This window comes from Anoxybacillus sp. ST70, from assembly GCF_019553625.1.
GTDB lineage: Bacteria > Bacillota > Bacilli > Bacillales > Anoxybacillaceae > Anoxybacillus > Anoxybacillus gonensis.
Genome location: NZ_JAHZOF010000001.1, coordinates 364282 through 377306, shown reverse-complemented (window position 1 = coordinate 377306; position 13025 = coordinate 364282). Strand labels below are relative to the sequence as shown.

General features: G+C 45.6%; 10 protein-coding genes and 1 riboswitch. Of the genes, 5 read left to right on the top strand and 5 right to left on the bottom strand.

The window, feature by feature from the left end:
* The first annotated feature begins 69 nt into the window (after window positions 1-69).
* The 5 genes from K1I43_RS01965 (at window position 70) to K1I43_RS01945 (ending at window position 6992) form a co-directional block, all read left to right on the top strand.
* Window positions 70-786, top strand: coding sequence for a (Fe-S)-binding protein (locus K1I43_RS01965; protein WP_019417254.1), 717 nt, complete (start codon window positions 70-72; stop codon window positions 784-786).
* A 14-nt stretch (window positions 787-800) separates the two neighbouring features.
* Entirely contained in the window at window positions 801-2219 is a 1419-nt protein-coding gene (locus tag K1I43_RS01960; protein ID WP_019417255.1) for a LutB/LldF family L-lactate oxidation iron-sulfur protein, read from the top strand.
* Window positions 2219-2884 carry a LutC/YkgG family protein gene (locus K1I43_RS01955; protein WP_019417256.1) on the top strand — a complete coding sequence of 222 codons (666 nt, stop codon included), beginning with the start codon at window positions 2219-2221 and terminating at the stop codon, window positions 2882-2884. The genes K1I43_RS01960 and K1I43_RS01955 overlap by 1 nt, the downstream gene beginning before the upstream one ends.
* 152 nt (window positions 2885-3036) lie before the next feature.
* Entirely contained in the window at window positions 3037-5202 is a 2166-nt protein-coding gene (locus tag K1I43_RS01950; RefSeq protein WP_033383321.1) for a PAS domain-containing sensor histidine kinase, read from the top strand.
* Between the two features lie 53 nt (window positions 5203-5255).
* Window positions 5256-6992 (top strand): methyl-accepting chemotaxis protein, encoded by a 1737-nt coding sequence (locus K1I43_RS01945; RefSeq protein ID WP_019417258.1) that lies wholly within the window; start codon window positions 5256-5258, stop codon window positions 6990-6992.
* Between the two features lie 6 nt (window positions 6993-6998).
* On the opposite strand, the gene K1I43_RS01940 is transcribed toward K1I43_RS01945, so the two are convergent.
* Genes K1I43_RS01940 through mtnK form a run of 5 tightly spaced genes read right to left on the bottom strand, consistent with a single transcriptional unit; the run spans window position 6999 to window position 12768 of the window.
* Window positions 6999-7958: an ABC transporter permease gene (locus tag K1I43_RS01940; protein ID WP_019417259.1), complete on the bottom strand. Its 960-nt coding sequence runs from the start codon at window positions 7956-7958 to the stop codon at window positions 6999-7001.
* On the bottom strand, window positions 7955-9448 hold the full coding sequence (locus K1I43_RS01935; RefSeq protein WP_020424529.1) for a sugar ABC transporter ATP-binding protein: 1494 nt from the start codon (window positions 9446-9448) through the stop codon (window positions 7955-7957). Before K1I43_RS01935 ends, K1I43_RS01940 begins: the two co-directional genes overlap by 4 nt.
* Window positions 9445-10557 (bottom strand): sugar ABC transporter substrate-binding protein, encoded by a 1113-nt coding sequence (locus tag K1I43_RS01930; protein WP_019417261.1) that lies wholly within the window; start codon window positions 10555-10557, stop codon window positions 9445-9447. Before K1I43_RS01930 ends, K1I43_RS01935 begins: the two co-directional genes overlap by 4 nt.
* The gene (gene mtnA / locus K1I43_RS01925) at window positions 10554-11588 is read right to left on the bottom strand and encodes an S-methyl-5-thioribose-1-phosphate isomerase (protein WP_019417262.1); all 1035 of its coding nucleotides are present in this window, start codon (window positions 11586-11588) and stop codon (window positions 10554-10556) included. The genes K1I43_RS01930 and mtnA overlap by 4 nt, the downstream gene beginning before the upstream one ends.
* Window positions 11589-11598: 10 nt before the next feature.
* Window positions 11599-12768: an S-methyl-5-thioribose kinase gene (gene mtnK / locus K1I43_RS01920; protein WP_026011592.1), complete on the bottom strand. Its 1170-nt coding sequence runs from the start codon at window positions 12766-12768 to the stop codon at window positions 11599-11601.
* Window positions 12769-12840: 72 nt separating this feature from the next.
* Window positions 12841-12940, bottom strand: a riboswitch (SAM riboswitch).
* Window positions 12941-13025 lie beyond the last annotated feature (85 nt).

Genomic DNA, 13025 nt, shown 5'->3' with positions numbered 1-13025 from the left:
GTTGACTAATTTGACAATTAGATGTAAAGTGAAAAAAAGAAAACGTTTTCTTGGAGAGGGGATCGGGGAATGAACGTCACATTATTTGTTACATGTTTAGTCGATTTGTTTCACGTCAACGTCGGAAAAGCGACAGTCGAGCTATTAGAGCGGCTTGGCTGTACGGTCCATTTTCCAGAAGCGCAAACGTGCTGTGGACAGCCGGCGTACAATAGCGGCTATGTAAAAGAAGCGAAAGAAGCGATGAAACATATGATTCGCACATTTGAACATGCCGAATATATCGTCACGCCATCTGGTTCGTGTGCGACGATGTTTAAAGAATATCCGCACATTTTTAAAGGCGACGGGGAATGGGAAGAGCGGGCGAAACGCGTGGCCGATAAAACGTATGAACTGACGCAATTTATCGTCGATGTGCTACAAGTGGAAGATGTCGGGGCGCGGTTAAAAGGAAAAGCGACGTATCATACGTCATGTCATATGACGCGCTTACTTGGCGTAAAAGATGCGCCGCTTACGCTTTTGCAACATGTGAAAGATCTTGAAGTGGTGCCGCTTCCAAACGCGCACAATTGTTGCGGATTTGGCGGTACGTTTTCTGTCAAAATGGGACCGATTTCGGAACAAATGGTCGATGAAAAAATGGAATGTATTGAACGAGTCGAAGCGGATTATTTAATCGGGGCCGATTGCGGCTGTTTAATGAACATCGGCGGGCGCATCGAGCGAAAAGGCAAACCGATTCGCGTCATGCACATCGCCGAAGTGTTAAATAGCCGATAAAAGGGGGGATTCATATGGCGATGAAAATTAACACGGGAGAATTTCACGAGCGAGTGGAAAAAGGGATTCATAATACGTTTATGCGCGGAGCGGTGGCAGGAGCGCAAGAACGGTTGCGCACGCGCCGATTGGAAGCAGCAGCGGAGCTTGGCAATTGGGAACAATGGCGCGCGCTTGGGGAGGAAATTCGTAAACATACGCTTGAAAACTTAGATTATTATTTAATGCAATTAAGCGAAAATGTAAAAAAGCGCGGTGGGCATGTGTTTTTTGCGCAAACAGCAGAAGAAGCGAACGATTACATTTGCCGCGTCGTCGAAAGCAAACAAGCGAAAAAAATTGTGAAATCAAAATCGATGGTGACAGAAGAAATTCATATGAACGCTGCTCTTGAAAAGCTCGGTTGCGAAGTCATTGAAACAGACCTTGGCGAATACATTTTGCAAGTCGATGACCACGATCCACCATCGCACATCGTCGCGCCTGCGCTTCATAAAAATAAAGAACAAATTCGCGACGTATTTCAAGAAAAGCTGGCGTATACAAAAACAGAAAAGCCAGAAGAACTGGCGCTTCATGCGCGCCATATGCTTCGTCATGAATATATGACGGCAGATGTCGGCATTACAGGATGCAACTTTGCGGTTGCGGAAACGGGTTCGATCACGTTAGTGACGAACGAAGGAAACGCCGATTTAGTGACCGCTTTACCGAAAACACAAATTACGGTCATGGGAATGGAGCGCATCGTACCGACGTTTGAAGAAATGGAAGTGCTCGTCAGCTTGCTTACAAGAAGCGCCGTCGGACAAAAATTAACGAGCTACATTACCGTATTAACAGGTCCGCGCGATGAAGGAGAAGTGGACGGACCGGAAGAATTTCATCTCGTCATTGTCGATAACGGGCGTTCCGATATTTTAGGAACGGAATTTCAACCGGTGTTGCAATGTATTCGTTGCGCGGCTTGCGTCAACGTTTGTCCGGTATACCGTCATATTGGTGGACATTCGTACGGTTCGATTTATTCCGGACCGATTGGAGCGGTATTGTCACCGCTTCTTGGCGGCTATGACGACTATAAAGAATTGCCGTATGCATCGACGTTATGTGCCGCTTGTACAGAAGCATGTCCGGTCAAAATTCCGCTCCATGAACTGTTGTTAAAACATCGGCAAACGATTGTTGAACGGGAAGGAAAAGCGCCGATTTCCGAAAAGTTAGCGATGAAAGCGTTCGGACTTGGTGCGGCATCGTCCATGTTGTATAAACTCGGTTCAAAAATTGCGCCGACAGCTGTCCATCCGTTTACAGTAAACGACCGCATTTCGAAAGGGCCAGGACCGTTAAAAGCATGGACGGATATTCGTGAATTTCCAGCGCCTGAAAAAGAACGGTTTCGCGATTGGTTCAAACAAAGGGGGGATGAATAATGGAAGCTTTTTTACAACGTCTCGCTTCTCGTCTTGGACGTGACATGCCGACATTTGTCGAACGTCCACAATGGAAACATGCGCCGCAACAAACGGTATTTCAAGGATATAGTCAAGACGAGTTACTCGCTGAGTTAAAAAAGCAATGTACCCGCATTCATACGACGCTCGTGGAAACGAACACCGCTGAACTTCAGCAAACGATCGAACAAGTCATTGATGCACATGGCGGCGGACCGATTGTTGTCGCAAACGATGAACGATATGAACAAGTCGGGTTATCTTCCTTTTTAAAAAGAGAAGATGTGCACGTCTGGGACGTATCACTCGGACGAGCAAACATCGAAGCGGCAGAAAAGGCGAACGTCGGCATGACATTTAGCGACATCACGCTGGCGGAATCTGGAACGGTCGTGTTGCTTAATCATCACAACCAAGGGCGGACGATTAGCTTTTTACCGAAAACGTACGTGGCGATCATTCCGAAAAGTACAATCGTTCCACGGATGACGCAAGCGGCGCGCATCATTCGTGAACAAAAACATGTTCCGTCATGTATCAATTTCATTACAGGCCCAAGCAACTCGGCAGATATTGAAATGAATTTAGTCGTTGGGGTGCACGGACCGATGAAAGCCACATACATCGTCATTACTGATTGTTGAGCAGTTCATTCGCTGCTCTTTTTTTTATTTCCGATCAGATTAATAAAATTTTCAGAATGTTAAGAAGGAATGAAAATATATGTGGCGAATATACATGATAAATATGGAGAGGGAGTAGTGGGGAGGGAAAGCGTTTGAGTTTCAAAGAAAGCATGATGGAGGAGTCTGCATTCGTTCAACTTTCGAAACAAGAGAAAGAAGCGATCGATGAGCGAATAAGTCGGTATCATTTCATGTTGCAACAAGTGACGGATGCGATGATTGTTGTAAAAGATGACGGGACGTTTGTGGAAGTAAATGAGGCGGCGTGCCGTTTGTTTCGTGCGCCAAAAGAACAACTGTTACGAAAAAAATTTCAAGAATATACATACCTTGTTCCTGAACATATTTTCCAATTTCAAAAGCAAATGTTGCGTAAATTTGGGGCGTACGATGATGAACTCGTTATTCGTCTAGCCGATGGCGAATTGAAGCATGTGCAATTATTTATGCGTCGCCATCAAGAGCAACAATTTGATTTATATATGATCCGCGACATTTCCTCGAAAAAAGCGCTTGAGCGTGAACGAACGATTAACGAAACGTTATTTAAAGATTTGTTTAATCGCGCAGGCGACGGCATCGTCATTTTTGATGGACAAGGGCGCTTCATTGACGCAAATCCTTCCTTTTGTGCGAGTGTCAACGTAAAAAGAGAAGAGTTGTTTAAACTTTCAATACAAACATTTATTCCGATTGAATATCACGATTTATTCGATCAACTGTTGCTTACGTTAAAACGAAACGGAACGGTATCAAGCGAGCTTCCGTTTATTTTAGGCGACGGCATGCAAAAGTTGTTTGAATTGACGTTGACAGCGAACGTGCATAGCGGATTTTTTATGGCGATTATGCGCAACGTGACAGAAAAACGAAATATGGAAATTAACTTACAGCGAAGCGAAGAACGATTTCGCGCCATTTTTGAACAAGCGCACGAAGCCATTATTATTTGCGACGATTTTGGAAACATTTTGCGCGCGAATCCGGCCGCTAGCCGTACGTTTGAGCTGCCGCTTCACGATCTCGTTCATGCGAACTTATTGCAGTTTATGGATGGAAAAAATAAAAAAGTGCGCGACGTGTTGCGTCAATTTTTCCGCGTTGGGCAAATTCGCGATGAACTGACGTTTCATATGCCGAATGGCGAAAAAAAACAGCTTGAATTTACATCGAAAAAGGGCGTTATTAACGGCTACCATTTAACGATTTTTCGCAACGTCAGTGAACGAAGAAAAATGGAAAAGCAGTTGCGCGAACAAGAACAAAAGTTTCGCAGCGTATTTAATCATGCGATGGACGGCATCGTGCTGATTGACGATCAGCAGCGCATTTTTGATGCCAACCCTGCGGCATGCCGTATTTTTTCGCTTCAAAAAGAACAGCTGCTTGAAAAATGTATGCATGAGTTTATCGGCAGCAACGATTTAATGAAATTTCAAACGTGGTTAAACGACGGAGAGGAAGAAGAATTTTGTATCATTGACGGAGAAGGAAAGAAAAAAATTGTGGAATTATCGTTTAAGCCGAACATTATTGAACATGTCGGGCTAATGATGATGCGCGATATGACCGAGAAAAAAGAAATGGAAGAACAGTTGCGCAAGTCAGATACGTTAAACGTCGTCGGGCAACTCGCAGCAGGCATCGCTCATGAAATTCGCAATCCGATGACAGCGTTAAAAGGATTTATTCAACTATTGCAAGGAAGTATCGGCAATGATTGCGAACAACACAATATGTACTTCCACGTCATTATGTCAGAATTAAAGCGTATTGAGTCGATTATTACCGAATTTCTCGTGTTGGCGAAACCGCAAGCGATTCATTATGAACGGGGCGACGTGGCGAGAATTATGCAAGAAACGGTCGATTTATTAAGCGTGCAGGCGACGATGCATAACATTCAAATTGAAGCGACGTATGAACAAGTTCCGCTTATTTATTGCGAACCGAAACAATTAAAACAAGTGTTTATTAACATATTAAAAAATGCGATTGAAGTCATGCCAAACGGCGGCACGATTACCGTTTCTGTTTCACGTGTCGAAGAAGGCATACGCATCGCCATCCGCGATGAAGGAAGCGGCATTCCAAAAGAGAAAATAAAAAAATTAGGGGAGCCGTTTTATACGACGAAAGAGCGTGGAACGGGGCTCGGTTTAATGGTCAGCTATAAGATTATTGAAGAGCATCACGGGCGCATTGATGTTGAAAGCGAAGTGGGCGTTGGTACGACGTTTTATATTACTCTACCAGTTACTAATGACATGCAATAAACAAATATAGTATAATGTGCGTATATGTCAAGACAGCTAGAGAGGTGAATTGCATGTTATTTAAGCGCCTTCGTCCTTCATTGAACGAATTGCTTGAAAAAGGGACAGACTATTCGTTTGAAGGACGATTTAACGACACATTATCATACAACCATTTTACGACAGAAGATTTCGCAAAGTTAAAACAAATTGATGAACTTATTGCACCGCATAAAAAAGAAATCGTTCATCTTCTTTATGAGGGGCTTCAGCAAGTGCAGCCAGAAGCGACAAATGTGATTACTGAAGCGCGCGTGGAAGCGTATATCGATGCCTTTTTTACGATGGAACGCAACCGCGCGTACGTCGATGAATCGCTTCGCTTTTTCCATTTGTTGCGCAAACAAAAAGTGAACGTCGGAAAATTGATCGTTGCCTTTAATCATTTGAATTTCTTTATTTTAACGACGTTGTTATCGAAAACGGCACTTGCGCCGAAACGTTGTTTAACGTTGATGGAAACGTTGCAGCGGGCCATTAATATCGAGCAACAACTTCTCGTTGAAGTGTATACGGAAACGATGATGGAACAAATCGCAAGCGGAACAGCGGTGTTGATGGAACAAAATGCGGAAATTATGTTTATTAAAGATTTACTGCAAGCGCTCGACCAACAAAATAGCGATGTGCAAATGGTGACGGCGGCGACAGAAGAAATGACGACGGCCGTTTCGGAAGTGGCGCACGCAGCGACAGTCATCGCCGAAAAAACGACGACATCGGTTGAACGGGCGGAAAAAGGGCAACAAATGATGACGGAAGCGTTCGAAGAAATTATGGAAACGTCCGAACAGTTTACGAACATGGTTGACCGTTTTGAACATTTACAACAGCATTTAAGCGCGATTGAAAAAGTGATGCAGCTCGTGAACGGCATTGCGGATCAAACGAATTTACTTGCGTTAAACGCTTCGATTGAGGCGGCGCGTGCAGGGGAATACGGAAAAGGATTTTCCGTCGTCGCGGAAGAAATTCGGAAGCTTGCTGATCATACCGTGCAATCGCTCGGAGAAGTGCAACGAAACGTCGGAGAGTTGCGGACGATTTCATCGGAAGTATCATCGGCCATTTATTCGACGTCATCGACGATTCGTCAAGCCGTTCAGCAAGCGCAAGAAGCGATGCCATTGCTAAATGAAATTGTATCGGCGATGGGCGACATTCAAGATAGTACAAATACGAACGCAGCGGTTGCTGAACAACAAGCAGCGGCTGTCGATGAAATCGCAAACCGTATGGCATCGATCGCCTCATTAACAGAATATATTCGCGAGCTTGGTGAAAAAACAGGAAAGACGGTTCATGCGCTAAGTCAAGCGATTGATCGTTTTCGCTTAAGCATGGTAAATGAAAGTAGCGTGAAGCTATCTGCGAAAGCGTTATTGCATTTAGCGAAAACGGACCATTTGTTATGGAAATGGCGCATTTACAATATGATTATCGGTTACGAGAACGTTCGTCCCGAAGATGTCGCTTCTCACCATCAATGCCGATTAGGAAAATGGTACTTCGATGAACAAACGAAAAAACATCTGCAAGGCACGCCAGCGTATGAAAAGCTTGATGCGCCTCATGAACGTGTGCACGTCGCGGCGAAAAAAGCAGCGGAAGCGTACGCCAAAGGCGATATAAAAGGTGCCGAAGCGCAACTGAAAGAACTAGAGCAAGCATCTACGGAAGTGATTCGTCTCATTGATGAACTAATGGAAAAAGTAGAAAAAGAACGAACGTTTGAAACCCACCTTGCGTAAGGTGGGTTACTTTTTTACGATATGGGACAACGCGAGTGCGAAAATTAAAATCGTTCCTTTGATTATATCTTGGGCGTAGTACGGGACGTTCATCATCGTCAGCCCATTTAACAACACCCCGATTAAAATCGAACCAAGCAGCGTGCCGATGACGTTCGGTTTGCCTGCGCCAAAGACGGAAAAGCCGATAAAGGCGGCAGCGACGCCGTCCATTAATAAGGAAGCTCCTGCCGATACTTGTCCGGTGCCGATGCGCGAAGCAAGAACAATGCCGCCTAAAGCAGCGAACAGGCCGCTAATGATATACGCAGCCGTGCGGTAACGATCGACGGGAATGCCGGTGAGCCTTGCTGCTTCGCGATTTTCGCCCGTCATGTAAAACAAGCGTCCGAATGTTGTATACGTTAAAAAAAGATGAGCACAAACGACGACAAAAAGCATAAGCAACACAGAAAATGGGATGCCAAACAGCTCTCCTTGTCCGATAAATAAAAACGATGGAATAAATTTTCCCGGCGCCGTTCCGCCTTCTGGAAGCGGCATGTCGTTGTAAATCGAAAATCCTTTCGTATACGTCAATTGCACGCCGTTAATGATATACATGACGGCTAACGTCGCCAATAAATCAGGCAGGCGAAGGCGAATGATGAGAAAGGCGTTAAGCAATCCAACGAGTGCGCCGAGAAGAAGCGGAATGATGAGTGCAACGAAAAGCTCTTGACGATGTAAAACGAGCGCGGAGGCGCTTGCAATGGTCGCTAAACTGACGGTTGAACCGACCGATAAATCAAAACCGTCGACAATTAATGAAAACGTAATGCCGATCGCCACGAGCGTAACAATGGAAATCGAACGTAAAATGTCGCTAAAGTTTGCATACGTAAAAAACGAATCGAGCGTGATGCTGAAAAAACTAATGACGACAACAATCGCGATCATCGTTCCGTATTTGTATAAAAATTTCATCTCATTTCACCTCCCGTTGTATCATGGACGAGCTGTTCATATGTCGCTTCTTGGGCGTCTATTTTTTTTATGAAACGACCGTCGACCATCACATAAATCGTATGTGCGATATTTAGCAGCTCTTGAAACTCGCTCGTGAAATAAATGATCGCTTTTCCTTCCTCAGCAAGCGAGCGAATGATCGAAAATACTTCCTCTTTGGCATGCACATCAATGCCTTTTGTCGGCTCGTCAAAAAGAAATACGTCGCTATTCGTTTGTAGCCATTTGCCGATGACGACTTTTTGTTGATTGCCGCCGCTTAAGTTTTTCGCCAGTGCGGTCGGCGAGGATGGACGAATATGTAACGATGAAATGAGCGATGTGGCGATCGTGCGCTCGCGGCGTTTGTTTATCCATTTCCATTTCGAAATGTTTGACAATAGACGAGCCGTTAAATTTTTTTCTACCGTCTCGTTCATAAATAGCCCTTGTTTGCGGCGCTCTTCTGGGATAAGACAAACGCCTGCTTCAATCGCATCTTTTGGCGATGTCCACGTCTGTTTTTTCCCGCGCACGATGCGTTCCCCTGTCGTGTTCACATGAGCGATGATGCTTTCTGCTAATTCTGTTTTTCCCGCGCCGACGATGCCGGCAATGCCGACAATTTCCCCGCGCTGTACACGTAAATCAACCGTCGTTTTCGTTTTCGGAATGTATAGTTGTTTCACTTCAAAAATCGTTTCGCCACTTTTTTCCCGCGCAAAAGTGTTGCGCGTTTTTGGTTGCCGTCCGACCATATGGCGCACGATTTGTTCCGTCGGTAGCGACACATCACCTTCATACACGACATGGCCGTCGCGCAAAATCGTCATCCGGTCGCAAATGCGTTTGACTTCGTGCAATTTATGCGAAATATAAATAAACGACACACCTTGTGCTTTTAATTGTTCGATCATCGAAAATAGTCGTTCCGTTTCTTGTTCGCTTAACGAAGCGGTTGGCTCGTCTAAAATAATATAGCGAGCGGAAGAAGAAAGGACGCGGGCGAGTAAAATGAGCTGTTTTTCATGGAGCGTGCACGTTTGAACGAGCGCATCAGGCGATACATGCGCTAAACCGACGTGCTCAAGCAGCTGGAAAACAAATGCCCGCTTTTTCGTTTTTGAAAACAACTTGTTCGATTGTTCAGCAATTTGTTCAGCGAGCACGTTTTCATACACGGACAAGGCAGGAAATAACGCCGCGTCCACTTCTTGTACGACATGTCCGATGCCAGCCCGCTTCGCCTCTCTTGGGGAAGAAAACGTATACGACCGTCCGTCGATGTCAATCGTTCCTTCGGTCGGTTGAAGATGGCCGGCTAAAATGTTCATTAACGTGCTTTTTCCCGCGCCGTTCATACCTAAAAGGGCGTGAACTTCGCCCTGTTGGACATGGAAGTTCACGCCGTTTAATACGGTGACATCGCCAAACGAATGGACGATTTGTTTCATGGAAAGCCCGCTCATTGCTTTTTCACCTGTTGTTCGAGCGTTTTCATCCATGGAGAGACAGCGACGTTTGATTGTCCCCAGCTCGAAATGTAGTTGTGCAGTTCGCCCATCGACACTTGTTGATCTGGTAAGTCGGAACGTTTGACTAAATGCGGTTCAAGTGAATAAATGTTTGGCGTTTTTTCGCCTGCAATTTTTTGATACGCAAAGCGCACTTGCACGCGCCCGACTTCCGCTGGGTCAGTTGCTGTTGTTGCGACCCATGGGCTATTTGGTTGTTGAATCATTTGTAAATCTTCATCGCTTAAGTCGATGCCGTACACTTTAATTTCTGTTCGACCTGCTTGTTGAATGGCGCGCGTTGCTCCTTTGGCAAACTCATCCCATGTCGCAAATACCGCATCAATATCGCCTTTGTTCGGATATTTTTTCAAAATCGCTTCCATTTGCGTTTGTGTATCTAAAGCGGTATTTGCGCTCGCTGTGCCGAATTTGGCGACTTCTTTTATGTTCGGATATCGTTTTTGAAACGCTTCGTAAATGACGTGACGACGTTCCATCGGCGTAAAGCCGCCGACCCAAATCGTGACGATTTCGCCTTCACCGTTTAAATCTTCCGCTAACGTTTTTAACGTTTTCCATGCTAAGCTGTAATCGTCTTGGTCAATGACAGTGACACCCGGAATGTTTAAATCATTATCAAACGCGACGACGTGAATGCCTTTGGCGAGCGCTTTTTCCACAGGGGCTTTCAGCGCATCCGCGCGCCCATGATCTAATAAAATCGCATCGACGTTTTGGTTAATCGCCGTTTCGACGTACGATGCCATTTTTGTTAAATCGTTATCCGCGTTATAAATTTGCACCTCGCCGCCAAATTTGGCGACTTGTTCTTTCACACCTGCGATATATTGCGATGAAAAGGTGCCGATCGACATTTGCATAATGGCGGCAATTTTAATCGGTTTGTTTAGCGCGGCTGGAATGTCCGCTCCTGTTGTTTCATTCGTTTGTTTCGTTTCTTCTTTCGGCTGTTGCGCCGGTTTAGAAACGGCATCTTGTTCGTTCGTGCATCCGGCTAATAGCGCAAAAATGAGCACGAAGGCAAGCCATATGTTTCTCATGCGAAAACCCCCTCAAATAATGTTGGTAGTTTTGTTGCGTAATCGCCAAAAATGATCCCTTTTTCGGTAATAATGCCCGTAATGAGTTCATGCGGTGTGACGTCAAATGCAGGGTTGTAGACGTTCACGTCCGGTGCGATGCGCACGCCGCCGATATGCGTCACTTCTTCTTTTGCGCGTTCTTCAATCGGAATGTCATCGCCTGTTTTCGTCTGTAAGTCGATCGTTGAGAGCGGAGCGGCGACGTAAAACGGAATGCGAAACGCTTTAGCTAAAATGGCTAGACCGAACGTCCCGATTTTGTTGGCGGTGTCGCCGTTTGCGGCGATGCGATCTGCGCCGACGATGACAGCGGAAATGTGTTTTGCTTTCATCGTTTGCGCGGCCATATTGTCGGTAATGAGCGTGACATCGACACCGGCTTGTGAAAGCTCCCAAGCGGTGAGCCTTGCTCCTTGCAGCACAGGCCGCGTTTCACAAGCGTACGCATGAAGCGTCATTCCTTTTTCTTTCGCTAAATGAAACGGAGCAAGTGCCGTTCCGTAGCGCGCCGTCGCAATCGCTCCTGCATTGCAAATCGTCATGATGCGATCGCCGTCTTGAAAAAGGGAAAGGGCATGTTCGCCGATGCGGCGGCATACGTCTTCATCTTCTACTTGAATGCAAATCGCTTCATGAATGAGCGTCGTTTTCGCTTCGTTGACGGATTTTGCTTGCGCGACGCTTTTCATGAGCCGATCAAGCGCCCAAAATAAGTTGACAGCGGTCGGACGCGAGCTAGCTAAATAGTCGCGGTCTCGTTTTAACTCGGCATGAAATTGCGCTAAGTCGTTCGTTTCATACGATTTTGCCGCAAGCGCTAAGCCGTAGGCGGCGGTCATGCCGATGGCTGGCGCCCCGCGCACTTTTAACGTCACGATCGCATCCCATACGTCTTTGATATGTTTTAATTCTAAATATTCAGTCTTATGAGGCAATGCTTGTTGATTTAAAATCGTAATATGTGTATCGTGCCATTGTACAGATTTCATTGTCTTCCTCCTAGCTGTTCACATGTACCGTTTGTTGCACAAGTTGTTTGATCGCATGAATCGGCAATTGTTCACGCTGTACGATCAGCTCGCGTCCGAGGCGAAGCGCGTGACGTTTCACATCAAGTCGGCGCTCAAGCGACAATTCGTCAACGTCTGCGACATGCGCTAAACCGATTGTTCGGCGAATGACTTCACAGCCAGCAAATCCAATCGCTTCTGTGAGGGCATCGCGAAGCACGTCATGAAGCACGCCAGAAACGGTCGCGTACGGTTCATTGCTTTCACGCCAAAGTTCAGAAAATGTGCGAACAAACACGTCCCACGTTTTTTCGATATGATGAAAGAGCGGTTTGCGGTCACGTTCATCGCGAGCGAGGGCGTTTAACAGCAAATTAGCGAAAAATTGCCCGAGATCAAAGCCGATTGGACCGTAAAATGCAAATTCTGGGTCGATCACTTTCGTTTCATCGTCACTTGCGAAAATGCTTCCTGTATGTAAATCGCCATGAAGCAAGACGTCCGCTTTCGTTAAAAAGCGCCGTTTCAATTTTGCGGTTTCGCGTTTTAATGCGTCATCTTGCCAAAGCTGCTCGACATCTGCGCGAAGTTCGGCTTCAAAGTTGTTTGTGTCATGGTCAAAAAACGGGTCGGTCAATACGAGATCTTCTGTAATTTTACAAAGTTCAGGATTTGTAAATTGCTGTGCGAGCTTCTTTTTTTGTTGTTGGTTCATGCCGAAATCGGACGTGTAAAACGCTGTTTTCGCGATAAATTCGCCGATATGTTCAGAAATGTTCGGAAATGTTTTTCCTTCGATGAACCCACGACGAGCAATTTGTAAATGCGATAAATCTTCCATCACTGTAATCGCTAAAGACTCATCAGAATAGTATACTTTCGGAACGTATTGAGGGACGTAGCTTGCGAAAGTGCGCAACGCTTGGCTTTCAATCGTCGCCCGTTTTAACGTGAGCGGCCAGCTTTCGCCGACGACTTTCGCATACGGTAACGCTTGTTTGATGATGATGCTGTCGTTTGTGCGCTCGTTGACGATACGAAACACGAGATTTAAGTTGCCATCGCCAATTTCTTTGCATGAAAGAAGAGCATCTTTTCCAAAAAGCCCTAACCGAACAGCAAGGGCGATCGCTTTTTGTTCTGTTAACGGTTCGTACATACAAATTCCTCCCTTGACATAAATAAAAAACCTCTTTCGCTGAATGAAAGAGGTTTGAAGTTTGCTTCGCACCTCTTATCTCTCAGCCTACTGCTGCAAGAATTAGCACCGTGCGTCATCGCCGGTTGCCGGGCTTCATCGGGCTCGTCCCTCCACCTGCTCTTGATAAGAGTGTTTATCGTTATTTGAATGTTTTTAACAGTGAAAAAGTTTCGTGAATTCGCTTGATTCGAATCATACATCGGTTCATGCTCGTT